18 protein-coding genes are annotated in these 19,184 nt (G+C 61.9%); 10 read left to right on the top strand and 8 right to left on the bottom strand.

The genetic code is table 11. The annotated features are described in order from the left end of the window. Nucleotides 1-2: 2 nt before the first annotated feature. The 3 genes from HUK73_RS23425 to HUK73_RS23415 form a co-directional block, all read right to left on the bottom strand. A complete protein-coding gene (locus HUK73_RS23425; RefSeq protein WP_218036697.1) occupies nt 3-1,232 on the bottom strand; it encodes a diguanylate cyclase in 1,230 nt (409 codons plus the stop codon). A 3-nt stretch (nt 1,233-1,235) separates the two neighbouring features. Further along, a complete protein-coding gene (locus HUK73_RS23420) occupies nt 1,236-1,793 on the bottom strand; it encodes a YfiR family protein (protein WP_176594181.1) in 558 nt (185 codons plus the stop codon). A gap of 269 nt (nt 1,794-2,062) precedes the next feature. Beyond that, a complete protein-coding gene (locus HUK73_RS23415) occupies nt 2,063-3,103 on the bottom strand; it encodes a hypothetical protein (RefSeq protein WP_176594180.1) in 1,041 nt (346 codons plus the stop codon). 360 nt (nt 3,104-3,463) lie between these two features. Between HUK73_RS23415 and HUK73_RS23410 the strand changes: the two genes are divergently transcribed. The 10 genes from HUK73_RS23410 to ccoS all read left to right on the top strand — a co-directional run bounded on the left by HUK73_RS23410 (nt 3,464) and on the right by ccoS (nt 12,993). Continuing rightward, nucleotides 3,464-3,856: a hypothetical protein gene (locus tag HUK73_RS23410; protein ID WP_176594179.1), complete on the top strand. Its 393-nt coding sequence runs from the start codon at nt 3,464-3,466 to the stop codon at nt 3,854-3,856. Nucleotides 3,857-4,432: 576 nt separating this feature from the next. Further along, nucleotides 4,433-5,095, top strand: coding sequence for an OmpW family protein (locus HUK73_RS23405; RefSeq protein ID WP_176594178.1), 663 nt, complete (start codon nt 4,433-4,435; stop codon nt 5,093-5,095). Nucleotides 5,096-5,327: 232 nt separating this feature from the next. Continuing rightward, nucleotides 5,328-6,986, top strand: coding sequence for a cytochrome-c oxidase, cbb3-type subunit I (ccoN, locus tag HUK73_RS23400; protein ID WP_176594177.1), 1,659 nt, complete (start codon nt 5,328-5,330; stop codon nt 6,984-6,986). Nucleotides 6,987-6,999: 13 nt separating this feature from the next. Further along, complete coding sequence (gene ccoO, locus HUK73_RS23395) at nt 7,000-7,746, top strand: cytochrome-c oxidase, cbb3-type subunit II (RefSeq protein ID WP_176594176.1); 747 nt, start codon at nt 7,000-7,002, stop codon at nt 7,744-7,746. After that, on the top strand, nt 7,743-7,907 hold the full coding sequence (locus HUK73_RS23390; RefSeq protein WP_176594175.1) for a cbb3-type cytochrome c oxidase subunit 3: 165 nt from the start codon (nt 7,743-7,745) through the stop codon (nt 7,905-7,907). Before ccoO ends, HUK73_RS23390 begins: the two co-directional genes overlap by 4 nt. Further along, nucleotides 7,900-8,802 (top strand): cytochrome-c oxidase, cbb3-type subunit III, encoded by a 903-nt coding sequence (gene ccoP / locus HUK73_RS23385; RefSeq protein WP_176594174.1) that lies wholly within the window; start codon nt 7,900-7,902, stop codon nt 8,800-8,802. Before HUK73_RS23390 ends, ccoP begins: the two co-directional genes overlap by 8 nt. Nucleotides 8,803-8,805: 3 nt before the next feature. Continuing rightward, nucleotides 8,806-10,245: a cytochrome c oxidase accessory protein CcoG gene (gene ccoG / locus HUK73_RS23380; protein ID WP_176594173.1), complete on the top strand. Its 1,440-nt coding sequence runs from the start codon at nt 8,806-8,808 to the stop codon at nt 10,243-10,245. Further along, nucleotides 10,242-10,718 carry a FixH family protein gene (locus HUK73_RS23375; RefSeq protein ID WP_176594172.1) on the top strand — a complete coding sequence of 159 codons (477 nt, stop codon included), beginning with the start codon at nt 10,242-10,244 and terminating at the stop codon, nt 10,716-10,718. Before ccoG ends, HUK73_RS23375 begins: the two co-directional genes overlap by 4 nt. Beyond that, a complete protein-coding gene (locus tag HUK73_RS23370; protein ID WP_176594171.1) occupies nt 10,718-12,853 on the top strand; it encodes a heavy metal translocating P-type ATPase in 2,136 nt (711 codons plus the stop codon). The genes HUK73_RS23375 and HUK73_RS23370 overlap by 1 nt, the downstream gene beginning before the upstream one ends. Next, nucleotides 12,850-12,993: a cbb3-type cytochrome oxidase assembly protein CcoS gene (gene ccoS, locus HUK73_RS23365; RefSeq protein WP_176594170.1), complete on the top strand. Its 144-nt coding sequence runs from the start codon at nt 12,850-12,852 to the stop codon at nt 12,991-12,993. Before HUK73_RS23370 ends, ccoS begins: the two co-directional genes overlap by 4 nt. Nucleotides 12,994-13,166: 173 nt before the next feature. Here ccoS and HUK73_RS23360 read toward each other — a convergent pair whose 3' ends face one another. The 5 genes from HUK73_RS23360 to HUK73_RS23340 form a co-directional block, all read right to left on the bottom strand. Beyond that, nucleotides 13,167-14,252, bottom strand: coding sequence for a Rieske 2Fe-2S domain-containing protein (locus HUK73_RS23360; protein WP_176594169.1), 1,086 nt, complete (start codon nt 14,250-14,252; stop codon nt 13,167-13,169). Nucleotides 14,253-14,286: 34 nt separating this feature from the next. Further along, nucleotides 14,287-15,480 carry a flavin-dependent monooxygenase gene (locus HUK73_RS23355; RefSeq protein ID WP_176594168.1) on the bottom strand — a complete coding sequence of 398 codons (1,194 nt, stop codon included), beginning with the start codon at nt 15,478-15,480 and terminating at the stop codon, nt 14,287-14,289. Nucleotides 15,481-15,505: 25 nt separating this feature from the next. Next, on the bottom strand, nt 15,506-16,420 hold the full coding sequence (locus HUK73_RS23350; protein WP_176594167.1) for a VOC family protein: 915 nt from the start codon (nt 16,418-16,420) through the stop codon (nt 15,506-15,508). Nucleotides 16,421-16,878: 458 nt separating this feature from the next. After that, nucleotides 16,879-17,343, bottom strand: coding sequence for a MaoC family dehydratase (locus HUK73_RS23345; RefSeq protein WP_176594166.1), 465 nt, complete (start codon nt 17,341-17,343; stop codon nt 16,879-16,881). Beyond that, a complete protein-coding gene (locus HUK73_RS23340; protein WP_176594165.1) occupies nt 17,343-19,184 on the bottom strand; it encodes an acetyl/propionyl/methylcrotonyl-CoA carboxylase subunit alpha in 1,842 nt (613 codons plus the stop codon). Before HUK73_RS23340 ends, HUK73_RS23345 begins: the two co-directional genes overlap by 1 nt.

Genomic DNA, 19,184 nt, shown 5'->3' with positions numbered 1-19,184 from the left:
TGTCAATGATCCCGGGTTGCAGCGCGATGGCCTGCCTTGGCCGCATACATTGCGGCATCGGCAAAGCGCAGGAGATCGCGGGCATCGTCGCTGTCATCGGGATAGCAGGCACTCCCTATACTGAGCGACACATCGACATGTGCGCCATTGGGAAGCTGGACTGGCTGCATCATGCTGTCGGAAATCCGGCGTTCGATGGAGACGATCTCCGGGCGCGTGACACCTGGCACGAGAATGAGCGCGAACTCGTCGCCGCCCAGGCGGAAGGCCTGATCGCCGCGCCGCAATGCCGCCCGCAATCGGGCAGCGACCACGACCAGCATCGTATCGCCTCCATCATGGCCGTGCGTATCGTTGACCTGCTTGAAATGGTTAAGGTCGATATACACGATGGCAAAGGATAGCTGCTGCGCTTTTGCCATGGCGACAGTAGCTGGCAGCACCCGCTCGAACATCGCGCGATTGCCAAGGCCAGTCAGCGCATCGCTTGTCGCCTGCTGTTCGAGCATGCGATTATGCGACAGTACACCTCGATGCCAGTCGTGCAACTCGTCCAGCAGGGCATTGAAATCATGTCCAAGCTGGTCGACTTCCTGAATGTTGGAGGTCGGAACGCGGCGGTCGAACTGACGATCGGCACGGACCGCATGGGCGACCTCCGCAATGCTGGCAAGGGGTTCGGTCACGTCGCGTTGCAGACGCCTTGCCAACCTCCAGGTGGCCAATGAGGTAAGGACCAGACAGGCGAGCGCCGTCGCCAGTCCCGAAAGAATGAAGCGGCCCAGACCATCGGCGCCGCCATATATGCGGACCTTGGCCGCCAATGGGCCGACCCTGCGCACGTCGGCAAGAGCGGGCAAAGGCGCAACCAGTTCCCCGATGTTCCGTTCGACCATCGTCATGAAGCCATCTTTCGGCCGCTGCCACACGATCAGCACACGACCGGAACCATCGCTTATTTCAACGCGGTGGACGCTTTCCGATGACGCTACTGCTGCAATCCCGCGTTTTGCCGCCTCCATATCATCGAATACCAGCGCCGGCTCAACGGTATAGGCAACGGTACGGGCGATCAGGGTCAGATTGCGACCGGAATAACCGCGAATGACAAGCACGCCTGTAAGGATCAACGTCACCCCAGCCATCAAAACGGCGCAAAGGATGATACGAAGATGCATGCGCGCCAGCACCTGGCGTAAGGTCGGCATGGAGCTTTTGGTCTGAACCATCATGCCTCAATAGGCTCCCTGAGACAGGCGCAGTACCCGTGGATCAACCCGTACCGCCGACCGCGATACCGCATCGACGCTGAGTTGAAAGGAGATGGTGCGGGGCGTGAATATAAGGCAGAACATAGAACCGCTGCGGCATTCGGGATCGTCTTCAGCAATGGTCAGGACCGGCTTGCCGCGAACTCCCGCGATCAGTTGGCGCATCGCGGCTTCATCGACACGGCCAATGTAGAGCGCGTCGCATTTGACCAGGGGAAGAGATTTTTGCTCGCCAGCAGGCGATATTGCCAGCGTTGCGCCATTCGACAGCTGGATGTCCGTCAACCGTTCGGCATGTTGAGCCGTGCCGGCGATGCAAAGCTGGAGGTGAGGACGCGCGATTGGCCAGTGGGCATATTCCAGAATCGCCCCAACCATCTTCGCTGTACCGATCGCTGCCGCATCCGAAGCGTCGTGTAGACGCATCATGGCCGGTTGCATTGCGGCTTGCCCAAAAGCGGGCACTGTCATCGATAACAGAATGCAGGCTAACAGATAACGCAAACTGGACACCATCGCCATTCGATGGCCTATAGTTTATCGATAGTAAACTTTAAAATGCATGGAAAACTGCCGGCCAGTCAGGTGCGGCATCATCAACTGTCCGCACTTTCGTGACCGAGTTTCGATTGCCAATGCTGTCTCTCATCGCATCTGATTTTGGGCGTGGCGTTTTTCCCAGCCAATGCCTGTTTGTAGTCGAAAATGACATTTTCTCCGCCATCCCAGACCAATCCCCGGGCTGACATTTTGCGCATCAACTCAACTATCAACCGTTTCCAGCCATGCTCTCAGCTCTTCGCCGCGATCAGTGCCTGATCCAGCAGCGTGGCAAAATCCCCAGCCGGACTCCCGCCCGGAATTGCGGCCATCGCCTTTGCCAGAGCCTCCGGGTCGGCGGACCCCGGCGGTCCAGTCAGCATGTCGAACACCGCCGCCGTCTTCCCCCCCCGGAAACTCGCCTCATAGCGTCCGCGCAGCGCAGCAAGCGCACCTTCTCGCCCCAGCATGGCAAGCGAAATGGCGTGGCGCAGCACGACCGCCTGATCAACCTCGCTCAACCCCTTACCGCGCGGCAGGCCCCCTGCCGTCTCTGCAACCAGGCCGTTCCAGTCGCGCTTCTTCCACAGGATTTCGGCCCGCAGCGCTGGTGATCCTGGCACATCCTGCAACACGGCGAGCGCCTCGGGCACCCGGCCGATCTGCGTCAGGGCCGCCGCCTCCACCCGCTTGCGTGCAAAGATCATGGCATCGGGAAAGCTGGGGTCGTTGGACCGCTTGAGCAGATCGAGCGCCCGGTCCGGCCGCCCGGCCAATATGGGCAACCCTGAGACCCGCGCCGACAGCGGCCCACGCGCCAGATCGCCGGCACGGTTGAACAGCTGATATTCGAGCAGGTCCGCAGCACGGCCATAAATGCCCGCCGTCTGCAACCGTTCGGCAAGGCGACTGACCAGCAGATCCCCCTCCGCGCCGCTGGGGGACAGATCGCGATAGTCCCAATACAGCCCCGCCGCCTGCTCCAGCGGCAGTTTGCGCGCGGGGTCGAGCGCCTCGGCCAGCTTCGCCTGAAGCGTGGGCAGGAAGTCAGCGCCGCGTTTCGTACTGTCGAAGAAACGGAACAGCGTCACACCCGTCGCCATAGTTCCGCGCAGATCACCCTGTTCCGTGCTCAGGCGATAGCTGAGTTGCAGCGCGCGTTCCTCAATGACGTCGCCGCGCCAGGCGTAACGCAGGGCCGTGAGGCGTTTCAGCGCCGCATCACCGCGCAGGGAACCATTGGCGACTTCCGCCTCGATGTCACTGAGCCGGGCGTCCATCCGCAGGGCCATGCCGCCCGATTGTTCGAAGCGGGCAAAGCCTGATCAGGATGGCCCAGCGCCAGTTCGGCGCGACCACGATAGAGATTGGCGGCCGGATCGCGATCCGGCACGCCCTGTAACCAGCGCAGGGCATCGGCGGGCTGGCGCGGGCGCCGCTTCTACCGGATCGCCGCGACGGCGGGCCTGACTGGGCGCCGGAACGGGCACAGCCGCCACGCTGGAGGAAAAGACCCGGACCTTTGCGGGCCGCTGATCGCTGCTCATCTGCATCTGCCTCAAGATATTTCCCTCTATTATAGAAGGAGAAGTGCGCCGACGCGGTCGAACGGACCGTGCAAATATGATGCGGCGCCCGATCCGGAGACAATCATGACCCGTTCCACCCTGACCATGAGCGCCATCACGGCCGCGTCGCTTGCAGCTTTGCCCGCGTATGCGCAGGAAATGCCGGGCGCGACCTTCGTCGTCATGGAGGAAATCAGCGCCCCCATCGTCGATGCCAGTCGTGTCGACGGCCTGCTGCGCGTCTCCCTGGTATTGCAGGTGCGCGATGCCCATGGGGCGGCGCGCCTTGCGCGGCGGATGCCGGAATTGCGGGCGGCGGGGCTGGCCGCCGCAATCGAGCTTGCCAGGCTTCACGGCTCCCCCTTCACCGCGGTCGATGCCAACAGGCTGACGGCTGCATTGACGCCTGTCCTGCAGCGCGTCGACGGCCGCATTACGAAGGTGTTGATCGTCAAGCTGTCAGCCATGCCTACCTGATTTTTGGGCCGGATCACATAAAAAGGGCCGCTCTGCTGGACCGCGTCCTGTCCTCGTATCGGACCAGTGGTTTATCGGCGGTTTGAAGCGAGTTTCGATCTGAGGCGGCGATGCGCCCACGAACTTACTCACCCACCACCACCCAGTTTTCGGCGAGCAAAAGACCGTGAGCTTCGCCTGAGCTTTGGCCTGTCGCACATGATGAGATGACATGGCATATTCTCGCCGTCTGGCAGGACGGGCTTACGTTCCCATGGCGGGGTCCAGCCGATGAGCGATGCCCCACAAGCAAAGGGGGACGGCGCTGTGAATTTCACGGCCCCAGCCAACGGCAGACTTGCGTAGCCAAGAACCGTCAGCATCAACAAGCTATACCGCATGACTGAAATGCCCGGGGGCATCATCGGGCAGTGCGAAGTAATCGCAGATTGGGATAATTGGCTCACATGCCGCTGATCGCATGAAGCGCCGCACATGGCCTTGCGCGAGGTCAAATTGCGCCTTGCGCCCGATCAATGTCCTGCATGGACCGGGACGGCAGGAAGATGTCTCCGATAATAGGGAAGGAGACATGTGATGACGTTAAAGAGCCTGCTGATGGGCGCGACGGCAGCCGGCGCGATGCTTGCGGGGTCGGCACAAGCTGCTGAGGGAGACGTACTCTTGCGGCTGCGCGGCATCCTCGTCGCCCCCAACGAGAAGAGCGGCAGCGTGTTGCCCGCCTTTCCGGGCGAGAAGGTGAAGGTCGACAACAGCATCATGCCCGAGGTCGACATTACATATATGGCGACGAACCATATCGGCTTCGAGTTGATCGCAGCCACCACAAAGCATAACGCCAGCGGGCGAACCGGGACGACAGGCGCGCTTGGCAAGCTTGCATCGACCTGGGTGTTGCCCCCGACGCTGACCGCGCAATATCATTTCCTGCCGGAAAGCCATATCCGTCCCTATGTCGGCGCAGGCGTGAACTATACGCTGTTCTACAATGAGAAGGCTTCGGGCGCGCTGGAGGGGGCGGTCGGCGCGACACGCGTCCATATGTCCGACAGCTTCGGCTGGGCAGGACAGGCCGGGGTGGATATAGACCTGAACGAGCGGATGTTCCTGAATTTCGATGTCAAATATATCGATATCGACACGACCGCACGGCTTTCCACAACCGCGGCTGGCGTCCAGCGTGTGAAGCTGAATCTTGATCCCTTCGTCTTTGGCGTGGGCGTCGGCATGAAGTTCTGAGAGCCTGTCTGGAAATCCGGTTGAAGCCGGATTTGCGGCACCGGCCCTCTCCCCCACCTGGCCATCCAACGGCAGTATCTTATGGGTGGCCGGCTGGCGCCGCGCCGAAAATGCGCTTCTGCGCATTTCCCAAGACGAAGCCACAGGCGGGCCTTTCGTTTTTGAGGGAGATCAATGCACGGGCGCGCCTCCTGGATGATGGAGACGGCAAGACCTTTGACGGGGAAATCCGATGGATCAATTGGTGTGGAAGACGGGCGGCTGGTTCGTGCTCGCTACGCTGGCGTTTCTGGGCATGCTGGCGGCGGCGGACTTTGGCTTTGCCGTGCATATGGGGATCGCCTGCGCTGCGGCGCTGACCGGGGCGGTGCTGACAATGCGCCACGCCGACTATGAGGCGATTGCGCGCGGGCTGCTGAAAATGCCCGTGGATCAGGGGAAATATGATGACGATCCGATTCGCTGGGGCGTCATCGCCACCGTCTTCTGGGGGCTGGCCGGATTTCTCGCCGGCCTCTACATCGCGCTTCAACTGGCCTTCCCCGCACTCAATCTGGGCATCGAATATACAAGTTTCGGGCGGCTGCGGCCGCTCCACACCTCCGCCGTCATTTTCGCCTTCGGCGGTAATGCGCTGATCGCCACCAGCTTCTATGTCGTGCAGCGCACCTGCCGGGCGCGCCTGGCCTTTCCGGCGCTCGCCCGTTTCGTCTTCTGGGGCTATCAGCTTTTCATCGTGCTGGCGGCGACCGGCTATCTGCTCGGCATCACCGAGGGCAGGGAATATGCCGAGCCGGAATGGTATGTCGACCTGTGGCTGACGATCGTCTGGGTCGCCTATCTGCTGGTTTTCGGCGGCACCATCCTGAAGCGGAGTGAACCGCATATCTATGTGGCGAACTGGTTTTACTTAAGCTTCATCCTGACGATCGCGATGCTGCACATCGTCAACAACCTGTCGGTGCCGGTCAGTTGGGTCGGTTCCAAGAGTTATAGCGCCTTTGCGGGCGTGCAGGATGCGCTGACCCAATGGTGGTACGGGCATAATGCGGTCGGTTTTTTCCTGACCGCCGGTTTCCTCGCCATGATGTATTATTTCGTGCCCAAACAGGCGGAGCGGCCGGTCTACAGCTACCGGCTGTCGATCATCCACTTCTGGTCGCTGATCTTCCTCTATATCTGGGCAGGGCCGCATCACCTGCATTACACCGCGCTGCCCGACTGGGCGCAGACACTGGGCATGGTCTTTTCGATCATGCTGTGGATGCCAAGCTGGGGCGGGATGATCAACGGCCTGATGACGCTGAACGGCGCGTGGGACCGCATCCGTACAGATCCGATCATCCGCATGATGGTGATGGCGCTGGCCTTTTACGGCATGTCGACCTTTGAGGGGCCGATGATGTCGATCAAGGCGGTCAACAGCCTGTCGCATTATACGGACTGGACCATCGGCCATGTTCATTCGGGCGCGCTGGGATGGAACGGTCTCATCACCTTTGCCTGCCTTTATTACCTCACCCCGCGCCTCTGGAAGCGGGAACGTCTCTATTCGCTGCGCCTGGTGAACTGGCACTTCTGGCTCGCGACGCTGGGGATCGTGCTCTACGCCGCGGCGATGTGGGTCGCAGGCATCATGCAGGGGCTGATGTGGCGCGAATATGGCAGTGACGGCTATCTGGTCTACGCCTTTTCCGAAGTCGTGAGCGCCATGTTCCCCATGTATCTGATCCGGGCGGTGGGGGGGCTCATGTACCTCAGCGGCGCAATCATCATGGCGTGGAACATCGGCAAGACCATCGCGGGCAGCCCGCTGCGCGCAGAAAAGCCGATGAATGATGCCGCCTATGACGGGGCGGCCGATCGCCCCCTCGTCAGCCAGCCAGCTTGAGGAGCGTCCAGACATGACAACCAAACCCAAGGGCAAATTCTTCGACCATGGCAGGCTGGAGCGGAATGTATCGCTGCTGGGCATTGCCTCTCTTATCGTCGTCGCCATCGGCGGCATTGTGGAGATCGCGCCGCTCTTCTGGATCGACAACACGATCGAGAAGGTGGAGGGCATGCGCCCCTACACTCCGCTGGAGCTGGCGGGACGCAATATCTACATCCGCGAAGGCTGCTACAATTGCCATAGCCAGATGATCCGTCCCTTCCGCGATGAGACGGAACGCTATGGCCATTACAGCCTGGCGGCCGAGAGCATGTATGATCACCCCTTCCAATGGGGATCGAAGCGCACCGGGCCGGATCTGGCCCGCGTCGGGGGCAAATATTCCGATGAATGGCATGTCCAGCATCTGAACGACCCCCGCGCCGTCGTACCGGAATCGATCATGCCGACCTATGCCTTCCTGAACGAGCGGGAACTGAAGGCGGGCGACATGCGCAAGGACCTGACGGCACTCGCCGATGTCGGCGTTCCCTATAGCAAGGAGGATGTTGCCCGGGCCAATGACGACCTGAAGGTTCAGGCCGATCCCGATGCGGACGCCAGCGATCTGCTGAAACGCTACCCCAAGGCGCAGGCACGCGATTTTGACGGCAAGCCGGGCAAGCTGACCGAGATGGATGCGCTGGTCGCCTATCTCCAGATGCTGGGCACGCTGGTCGATGTGGAAAGCGCAAAGCCGCAGGAGGTCGAACGGTGAGCTATAACGACCTGCGGCATTTCGCGGACAGTTGGGGGCTGGTGTTCATGGGGATGACCTATCTCATCCTGATCGGCTGGCACTTCCTGCCCAAGGGGCGTGAGCGGAGTGCGGAAGCCGCGCTCGCCATTTTCGAACAAGAGGAAGCCGATCATGGCTGACGAAAAGCGCGTCGATCCGGCGACCGGCACCGAGATAAAGCATCATGAATGGGACGGCATCCAGGAACTGGACACGCCGTTGCCCCGCTGGTGGCTGTGGACCTTCTACGCGACCATCCTGTTCGCGATCGGCTATACGATTGCCTATCCCGCATGGCCGATGATCGACAGGGCAACCGGCGGCATGCTCGGCTGGTCGAGCCGGGGAGCATTGGAAAAGGAACTGGAGGCGCGGGAAAGGCAGATGGCGCCGATCCGTCTGGCGATTGCGGAGACACCGATCACAGCTTTGCCGGGCCGCCCGCAATTGATGCAGGCGGCTGTTGAAGGTGGGCGCGCGGCGTTCAGGGTGCATTGCGTGCAATGCCATGGATCGGGCGCGGCGGGTTCCAGAGGCTATCCCAACCTGAATGACGATGACTGGCTCTGGGGCGGCGATCTTATAGCGATTGAAAAGACCATCACCGACGGCGTGCGGAATCCGGACCATGCCGCGACGCGCACATCCCTGATGCCCGCTTTCGGAAAGGACCAGTTGTTGACCCTCGAGCAGATCGATGATGTCGTCGCGCACGTCCGGGTGATCAGCGGGCAGGACAAGCGCAGCGCAGCAGCGCAGCGCGGCGCCAGAGTCTTTGCCGACAATTGCGCGGTTTGCCACGGCCCTGCAGGGGAAGGAAACCGGGCCGTCGGCGCGCCCAGACTGACGGACGCCATCTGGCTCTATGGTGGCGACGCGGACACGATCCGGGAGACTGTCTGGAACAGCCGCCACGGGGTGATGCCGCGTTGGAACGACAAGCTGGACAAGGCGACTATTCGCATGCTGGCGGCCTATGTACACAGCCTTGGCGGAGGAGATGCCGTACCTTCGGTGGCCGGGGGCGGGCGCTGAATCATGCTCGCGCCCACCGCTCCCCCCTCCCTCTATGCCAAGCGCAAGGGCGTCTATCCCAAGGCGGTGAACGGTTTCTACCGCCGCCTGAAATGGGCGGTGATGGCCATGACGCTCGCCATTTACTGGGGGACGCCGTGGATCCGCTGGGACCGGGGCCCCTATGCGCCCGATCAGGCGGTACTGATCGACCTGGCGCACCGGCGCTTCTACATGTTCGCGATCGAGATCTGGCCGCAGGAATTCTATTATGTGGCGGGGCTGCTCATCATGGCAGGGATCGGACTGTTCCTCGTCACGTCGGCGGTGGGGCGGGCATGGTGCGGCTATGCCTGTCCGCAGACGGTGTGGACTGACCTCTACCAGCATGTCGAACGCTTCATCGATGGCGATCGCAACGCGCAGCTGAAACTGGCCAAGGCGCCGTGGGGCGTTCGCAAGCTCGCCCGGCGCCTTGTCAAATGGGCGGTGTGGCTGGGCATCGCGTTCATAACCGGAGGGGCATGGATATTCTACTTCGCCGATGCTCCGACACTTCAGCATGCCTTCTGGATCGGGACAGCCCCGCCCGTCACCTATGCGACCGTGGCGATACTGACCGCGACCACCTTTGTGCTGGGTGGCTTCATGCGCGAGCAGGTGTGTATCTACATGTGCCCCTGGCCCCGCATCCAGACGGCGATGCTGGATGAAAAATCGCTGGTCGTCACGTACAAGGACTGGCGCGGCGAACAGCGCGGCAGTCTGAAAAAGGCCGAGGCACGGCCGGGCTCCTATGGCGACTGCCTGGATTGCAACCAGTGCGTGGCGGTATGCCCGACCGGCATCGATATTCGCGAAGGGCCTCAGATCGGGTGCATCACCTGCGCCCTGTGCATCGACGCCTGCGACAAGGTGATGGCGCAGGTAGGCAGGCCAAGGGGCTTGATCGACTATTGCACCGAGGAAAGCGCGCAGGCCGAGCGCAACGGCGCGGAGCCACAACCAGCGATCAGGACGCTGCTGCGCGCCCGGACCATCGCCTATTTCTGCATCTGGAGCAGCGTGGGCCTCGCCATGCTGTTCGCGCTGGGTGTACGCAGCCGGCTGGACATCAGCGCACAGCAGGATCGCAATCCCATTTTCGTGCGCCTTTCGGACGGGGCCATCCGCAACGCCTATACGGTCAAGCTACGCAATATGGAGGCGCGGCCACGGACGATGGAGATCGGTATCGCTGGCGCGCCCGCTGGCCGCTTGTGGACCGAAGGCGGCACGCGCGAGACGGCCGGTGCGACCTTGCGCACCAGCGTCCCGGCAGACAGCGTCGCCAGGCTCCGCGTCTTTCTGCTACTGCCGTCCGCCGGTCCCGCCCGGCAGGATTTCGACTTCACCGTGCGCGCGACCGACCGCGAAGGCGGCAGCGCCCGCGAACCCGCGCGTTTTGAAAGGCCCCCCGCATGACCCCGCCTCCTCGCCCTGCCCGCCGCTTCACCGGTTGGCACATGACAGCGATCCTGGTCGCCTTCTTCGCCGTGGTGATCACGGTCAACATGTTGATGGCGACCGTTGCGGTGCGATCCTTCGGTGGGACCGTGGTGGAAAACAGCTATGTCGCGAGCCAGAAGTTCAACGGCTGGCTCGCTACGGCGCGGGCGCAGCGACAGCTGGGCTGGCAGGACCGGGTGACGCTGGACGCCGGGCGCCATGTGCGCATCGCCATTTCGGGCGCGCGCGGCACACCAGTCAATCTGGCCAGTGTCCGTGCGGTCGCACGGCATCCGCTGGGCCGAGCGCCGGACGTGATGCTGGGTTTCCATGCGACGCAGCCCGGACAATATGTGAGTGACAGACCGCTGCCGGCTGGCCGCTGGCAGGTCCATTTCGCTCTGCGCGCCAGGGGACAGGAAGAAGTTTTGCTGCGGGAGGTTCGCTGATGGCTTCGCAAGCCTTGAAGGTTGATTTTCCGGCTTCCACCGAAGCGCGGGAAACCCTGTTCGCCGTGCCCGGCATCCATTGCGCCAGTTGCATCGTCAAGATCGAAAACGGCCTGCCCGCCACGACCGGCATCCTGTCGGCACGCGTCAATGTCAGCGCAAAGCAGGTGGCCATCCGGCACGATTCCACGCTCGCTCCACCTGACCTGAAGGCGGCAATCGCGCGGCTGGGATTCAATGCGGAGCCGCTGGCCGACCCGGCGGCCGAAACAGCGGCGGACGAAGACAAGGCGCTGGTTCGCGCTCTGGCCGTCGCAGGCTTCGCGGCGATGAACGTCATGCTGCTTTCCGTTTCTATCTGGTCCGGTGCGCAAGGGCCCACGCGGGAAATGTTTCACTGGCTGTCCGCGCTGATTGCGCTGCCCACAGTCGCCTATGCGGGACAACCCTTTTTCCGGTCGGCCTGGGCGGCGCTGCGGCATGGGCGGACCAATATGGACGTGCCGATCAGCATCGGCGTGCTGCTGACGACGGGCATGAGCCTGTATGAAACCGTGACAGGCGGGCACCATGCCTGGTTCGACGGAGCGGTCATGCTGCTGTTCTTCCTGCTTGCGGGGCGCTGCCTCGACAGCATGATGCGCAGCCGGGCACGCGCGGGTGTCGCGGCGCTGTTGAAGCAGACAGCGTCCGGCGCGCTGGTGCTGGATGAGAAAGGACGCAGCCGCTGGCAACCGGCAAAGGACCTGCGGCCGGGGATGAAGATGATCGTGGCGGCGGGCGAGCGGCTGGCCGCGGACGGGCGCGTCACGGAAGGGACCAGCGGCGTCGACATCGCCTTCCTGACCGGGGAAAGCGAGCCGGTCCGGGTTCGACCCGGCGATGTGGTGCAGGCCGGGGCGATGAATGTCGACGGGCCACTGACCATAGAAGTCACGGCGGCGGGCGCGGACACGGTGATCGCCGACATCGCCCGTCTGATGGAGCAGGCAGCGCAGGGCAAGTCGCGCTATGTACGGCTGGCCGACCGGGCCGCGCGCTATTATGCGCCCTGCGTGCACCTGCTGGCGGCGCTGTCCTTCGCCGGGTGGATGCTGGCGGGCGCAGGCGTCCACCAGGCGTTGCTGATCGCGGTGGCGGTACTGCTCATCACATGCCCCTGTGCGCTCGGCCTCGCGGTGCCGGCGGCGCAGATTGTCGCCTGCGGAGCGTTGATGCGCAAGGGCGTGCTGGTGAAGGACGGTTCGGCGCTGGAGCGGCTTTCCGAAGTCACGGAGGCGGTGTTCGACAAGACGGGCACGTTGACGCTGGGGCGGCCCGTGCCACTGGGGCTTGACCAGCTTTTGGAGGACGACCGGGCGATCCTGCTGGGCCTGGCTCGGGCCAGCCGCCATCCGCTCAGTGCGGCGCTGCGACAATCGCTCGAGGCAAGCGAGGTTGCGGCTGTTTCGCTCGACCAAATCCATGAAGCGCCCGGCGAAGGGATATTTGCCAAATATCAGGGCATATCCGTGTCCTTGGCTCGGCCGCGCAGCCTGATCAACCTCTTCGGTCTGGCCAGCGAATATCGGCGAGGCGATCAGGCAACGCTGATCGGCTTCGCCGATGCGCTGCGACCCGATGCAGGCGAAACACTGGACGTATTGCGTGAAATGGGCATCCGGATTCTCATCGCGAGCGGCGACCGGCCGGAAGCATTGAACGACATCGCCCGCGCGACGCATGCGACCGCGGTCGGGCATCTGCGTCCCGCCGACAAGCTGGCGCTGATCAACCGGCTGAAGGCCAAGGGAGAAAAGGTGCTGATGGTGGGCGATGGCCTGAATGACAGCCCGGCTCTGGCCGCCGGTCACGCCAGCATGGCGCCTGCCTCTGCCAGCGATGCGAGCCAACTGACAGCCGACGCAGTGTTTCTGGGCGACCGGCTGGCGCCGGTAGCGCTCACCGTTCGGGCGGCACGGCGGACAATCGCGGTGGTGCAACAGAATTTCACGCTGGCGATTGGCTATAATATGTTGGCCGTGCCTCTGGCCATCGCCGGGAAAGTGACGCCGCTGGTGGCGGCGGTGGCCATGTCGACATCATCGCTGATCGTCATCGCCAACGCCTTGCGCCTGAAGGGAGCCGCGAAATGACCGGTCTCACCCTGCTCATCCCGATCGCCCTTGTCATGGGTCTGCTGGGGCTGGCCGCCTTCTTCTGGGCACTGCGATCGGGGCAGTTCGAGGATAGCGACGGCGCGGCGATGCGTATCCTGATCAATGATGAGGAATGAGGTGAGCACGAGCGCCAGATAGGGTCGGGCGATGGACGGCAGTCGCAGGGGCACCGCCACAGTAGCATCCCGAGCCCCACGCGTGGCAAGGAAGCTGTTTTCATCGACGCCATGCTACCGGCGCGGTCAATAGTCCACCGCGCCGGTACATATCCGATTACAGTCTTCCCCCTTTACGCCGCTTTCGACTTTGCCCCCATACGCCTGTCGATGGTAACATGGACGCCGTTGACGCGGCGGTGATAATCGGCCGCCTTTTCCCTTGGACTGTAGAATTGGCGGTGCCAGATGCGACCCTTGTGGAACGGTCCGTCATCCTGGATCTGGAGGATATTGAGGGCTGGTTCCTTGTTCTGCCATATCTCGAAATCCTGCGCGAAAGCCTCCAGCGCCACATCCTGATAGGATCGGGCCATGGCAATGCCGGCGCTGTCTGCGTGGCCCGTCGATACCTTGACCATCAGCGCATACCAGACGCGCACCACGCCATCCTCGACCGGCGTGTTGCAGATCATGATGACGGAGGGGTGCTCGCCTTCCATGCGTGACAACAGAATACCCGGCCCGGTATACCAGGTATCAGTAACCAGCAGATCGTCCGACCCCGATACCAGCGTCCGATGACCGGCACCAAAGCGCTGATAGATCTTGTGATCGCGAAACTCATTTTCGAAATAGACGATATCGCGGCTACCGTGCACAGGAATGAAGTGCGCGATATCAGTCATGTTATCGAGTATCTCTTGCGGATGGACCGGCAAGGTGCCGAGTTCATCGATCCGCCAGCGGACCCAGCCCTGATCCTCCATGTCCCATTCGGCGAAATCGGGCAGGTCGAAATCGGGCGCGCCGCCTTCCTCGTCATGCCACATCCAGATGCATCCGGCCTTCTCCACGACGGGGAAAGTACGGATGCAGGCAGCCTTGGGGATGCCGTGCGTCGAATAGGGGATGTCATCGCATTGCCCGTCCGGCCCGAAACGCCAGCCATGCCCCGGACAGCGGATCGATTCCCCCTGCACCTGCTGCCCGTCGCGCACGACATAGGATGTCGTGTTGCGGGCAAGGTGGATACGCATGTGGGGGCAATAGGCATCGACCAGATAGACCTTGCCGCTCTCGCCGCGATAGGCGACGAATTCCCGGCCGAAGAAGCGCAGCGGAATCGGCTTGTCGGTCACTTCTGAGGATTGGGCGATCATGAACCAGCCGCGCGGGTAGGTTAGCGGCCCCAGTCCATATTCAGCAGCTTTTGCCATTGGTGGGAGTTCCTCTCTTTTTGGGGCGCGTGCGTCAGATGAAGGTGTCGGCATTGGGCTTGCCAAGCATGACGCCGCCGAAATTCCGCCCGGTCTTGGTAAAATTGTTGGCGACGTGGGTCCGCCCGCAATGAATGTCGACGAAGGCCCGCCCGATCGGCCGGTCGAGATAGATGCCGTCGGCCCCGCTGGCATAGAACATACGGGTGATCAGCTGGGCACAACGGTCGACGACCTGCGCCGACTGGTGGCGGTAGAGCAAGCGGTCATCCAGCCGATAATCTGCGCTCGATCTGGCGGCATCGATCAACGCCGCGAAATTGCGGTTCAGGATCGTCTTCATCTCGTCAATGGCGCAGGCCGTATCGGACAGGATGATCGTCACGTCCGGGTCATCCGCCAGCCGGGAAAAATCATTGTTGCTGACGCGCTTGTTCGCATAGGCGGTGAAATCGTTGAGCGCGCCCTGCAACGCCCCGATCGCGGACGAGGATACGGCGCGCACGAAAATCTGGCCGAAGGGCAGCCTGTAGAGCGGCGCATCGTTGATCTTCAATCCGGGGCTACCGGCGTGGAACCCGTCCTTGGAACGATGCGTGCGATAGGCGGGAATGAACGCATCCTTGACGATCACATCCTGGCTACCAGTACCCCGCAAGCCCAGCGTGTCCCAGACATGATCGATTTCCCAGTCCGACCGCGGCACCAGAAAGGTGCGGTAATCCGGCGCTCCGCCTTCCGGGTCGGGCACCAATCCGCCGAGGAAGACCCATTGGCAATGCTCGACGCCGGATGAAAATCCCCAGCGACCCGAAATGCGATAACCACCCTCTACCGGCGTCACGACTGCCTTGGGCATGTAGCTCGACGAAATCAGGGTACCCGCGTCCGGTTCCCACACATCTGCCTGCGCCTGAGGATCGAACAGCGCAAGCTGCCAGTTATGAACCGCGACGACACCCAGAACCCAGGCCGACGACATGCAGCCTTCGGCGACGATCATCTGTACGGCATAAAATATCTGCGGATCGAGTTCGAACCCGCCATAGCGCTTGGGCTGGAGTATCTTGAAAAAGCCTGCCTCGCGGAAATCCGCGATGGTTTCGTCGGGCACCTTGCAATCCTTTTCGCACTGCAGTGCCCTCTCCCGCAGGGTCGGTATCATTGCTCTGGCACGATCGATCAGGGCCAGACCAATGTCGCCCTGCGCTGCGCTTGACTGTTGCATGTCTTTCTCTCCCGTCAGATATTGGTCAGGCTGCATCGACCAGATGCCTCTGTTCATCGGCACCGAAGCCGACGCTGAAATCATGGCCCCAAAGGCTCACGGACGTGCTTTCGAAAACGCTGTGCCTGTCCCAGTCGACAGCACGGCCGCCAAAGCCATATTCGATCGCGAAGCCGCCCGGCGACGCGAAATAGAAGCTGGTGACATGGTCGTTGCTATGCTTGCCCAGAGTGGCCATCAGCCGCACGCCCTGCTGCACCATCCGATCATAGGCACGCCCAACTTCATCGAGGCTTTCAACCTCGACCATCAGATGCACGCACCCCGCCGGAACAGGCCCTTCGAACAGCGCAAGACTGTGGTGCCGGGCATTGCCGCAATGCATGAAATCGATCCGCTGCTCGATTCCGGGCGCCGGCCGATGCACCAATATGTCCGCCAGCCCGAAACCCAGAATATTCGTCAGGAAATCGCGGGTTTCATGGATATTCGGCGCGGGCAACACAGCATGGCCAAGGCCCAGATCGCCGGTAACGAAGCCCGATACGCCGACGGGCGAGACAAAGCGTTCGAAATCGCTCACATAGCCATAGGCAAGCTCATGCCGGTTCCCGGCTGGATCATGGAACCAGACCATATCGAAGACATGGCGAAGGTCACGTTCCGCCTGCGTCGCCTGATGACAGGTGACGCCATGACGAGCCAACGTCTCCTTCGCGGCATGAAATGCCCCGGCGGAGTGCAACTCCCAACCTGACGCGAAATAGCGATCCTCCTCGCCTTTCTCGACGAACAGACGGCCCGCGCGCTCATCCATCCGCAGCGCCAGACCGCCGGCGACATCCTGTGCCCTCATACCGAGCACCTGTTGCCCAAAGACACGCCATGCTTCGATCTCACGGGCCTTTATGACCACATAGGACAGAGCATTTGGCTGCATTCCGGATACTCCTTCGTTTCCAGAAATGCAGCTTATCGAACGTCATGGCCGGACGTAATTGACCGAAATCAAACAGGAGCCAATTTTCGTACAATAATTCAATATTTTTTGATATTTTACGAAATTATATCCATTTATATTTTTCATTTGCGTAGATTTTATATCATACCATAACGCAAATTATCATAGCAGATGCAAATTGATCCGCCCCTTCCGGGACATCAGGAATCAATGATATAAAAAATATGCAAAATTGGCCGCGACGCGATTTGGATGCCAGAGCTTAGGTTGCGGCCACCGCTCGCCTTGCCATCAGGCGAAACGCAGGGGTGCGCGCACGCCAATCGACTTTCTTGACGGGGCCGCTCGAAGGCAAAATCAATTGAATGAGATTGTTGATAAACACCGGCCAAGGCGCCTGAAAACGGGGTATTGGATCAAGAGCAGCGAGCGCAATTTCACGCGTGCATTTCCTTTGGGCTGCCCTTGATCAGCGCCATGCGCAGGCACTGACACACCACCTCGTCCCGCTGGTTAATCAGGCGATGGGTGAAGGTGACGATGCCCGCACCGGGCCGCGACTTGCTGGGTTTGAGATCTGTCACCTCGCTTTCGGCGCGCAGTGTGTCACCGATGAAGACGGGCTTGGGCATGACCAGCTTGTCATAGCCCAGATTGGCGACCAGCGTGCCCAGCGTCGTGTCGCCCACCGACAGGCCGATCATCAGCGAGAAGGTGAAGGTACCGTTGACCAGTATTTGCCCAAATTCGCTCGCCTTCGCCGCTTCAAGATCGATGTGCAAAGGTTGCGGATTATGGGTCATGGTCGAGAAGAGAAGATTGTCCGTCTCCGTCACCGTCCGGCGGATTTCGTGGGCCAGCGTCTCGCCAACTGTCCACTGGTCAAAAAACTTCCCCGCCATCAGGCCGCATCCCCCTTCTCGATCTTTGCCAGCAGGGCGCCTTCGCTCACCTGACCTCCCTCACTGGCGTTCAGTTCAGCGACGCTGCCATCAAAGGGCGCGAGCAAGCTGTGTTCCATCTTCATGGCTTCCAGCGTCAGCAGTTTCTGCCCCTTCGCCACCGTCTCGCCAGCGACGACAGACACGGCGATGATGCGTCCGGGCATGGGCGAAAGGATCGCGCCATCCGACGCATCGGCTCCACCCGCCCCGCCTGCGCGCCACGGCAGCAACTGCCACACCTGCCCGCCTTCGGACAGGATGGCGTTTGCCGCTCCCTCAGTCGCTGCGGACGGTTGCACCGATATCGCCACCGGCGTGCCGTCAAGGAGGAAGTGGCCTTCATGGCGGGCAGGCGCGTTCAGGCGGAAGCCGCCCAGCGGGCCCGGCGCGGCGATGGTGGCAGCCCCCTTGGCCAGCGTGGCGTCCGATGGCGACGCGTCAGGCAGCAGCGCATCACCTTCCCGCGCGATGAGGCCCGTGTCGAGCCGCGCCTGCGCAAAGGCGGGATGATGCAGCGCCTTCACGAGGAAGCCCGCATTGGTCTTGAGCGGCCAGATCGTGGTCTGCTCCAACGTCTGCGCCAGCTTTCGGCGCGCGGCATCGCGGTCTGGTCCCCAGGCGATCAGCTTGGCGATCATCGGATCGTAGAAGGGCGAAATCTCCGAGCCCTGCTCGACGCCCGTGTCAGTGCGATAGGACGGGCCGATGTCGAACCGGTCGAGCGTGCCGATGCTGGGCAGGAAGCCCTTGACCGGGTCCTCGGCATAAAGGCGCGCTTCCATCGCCCAGCCGTTGATCGACAATTCCTCCTGGCGTTTCGGCAACTTTTCGCCCGACGCCACCCGTAACTGCCATTCAACCAGATCCTGCCCCGTAATTTCTTCGGTCACGGGATGTTCGACCTGAAGGCGGGTATTCATCTCCATGAACCAGATGCGGTCGGCGCGAAGGCCTTCCGATCCATCAGCGATGAACTCGATCGTACCGGCACCGACATAGTCGACCGCCCTGGCCGCATTGACCGCCGCCTGGCATACCGCCGCACGTGTCTCCGCATCCATGCCCGGCGCAGGCGCTTCCTCGATCACCTTCTGGTGGCGGCGCTGGAGCGAGCAATCGCGTTCAAAGAGATGGACCACATTGCCATGCTTGTCGCCGAAGACCTGTACCTCGATATGGCGCGGATTGGTGACCCATTTTTCGAGCAGCACCGACGAGTTGCCAAAGCTCGAAGCCGCCTCACGCTGGCAGGACAGCAGAGCGTCAGAGAAATCGGCCGCACTGTCCACCTTGCGCATGCCCTTGCCGCCGCCGCCCGCGACCGCCTTGATGAGCACCGGATAGCCGATACTGTCGGCCTCCGACTTCAGCCGCTCAGGGCTCTGGTCATCGCCCAGATAGCCGGGCGTCGTCGGAACCCCGGCATCCTGCATCAGCTTCTTGGCCGCATCCTTAAGGCCCATGGCGGTGATCGAGGAGGGATTGGGACCGACCCAGATCAGGCCCGCGTCCATGACCGCCTGGGCGAACTCGGCATTTTCGGAAAGGAAACCATAGCCCGGATGGATTGCCTCCACTCCGGTCTGTCTGGCAGCCGCGATGATCCTGTCGCCCAAGAGATAAGACTCCCGGACCGGCGAAGGCCCGATATGCACGGCTTCATCCGCCGAACGAACATGCAGTGCGTCCGCATCCGCATCCGAATAGACAGCCACGGTGCGGATACCCAGCTGCCGCGCGGTGCGAATGATCCGGCATGCGATTTCGCCACGATTGGCGATGAGAAGAGACTGGATCAT

The organism is Sphingobium sp. EM0848, assembly GCF_013375555.1.
Lineage (GTDB): Bacteria > Pseudomonadota > Alphaproteobacteria > Sphingomonadales > Sphingomonadaceae > Sphingobium.
Note: the sequence above shows the minus strand (reverse complement) of the source record. Positions and strands in the feature narration are given on the sequence as shown.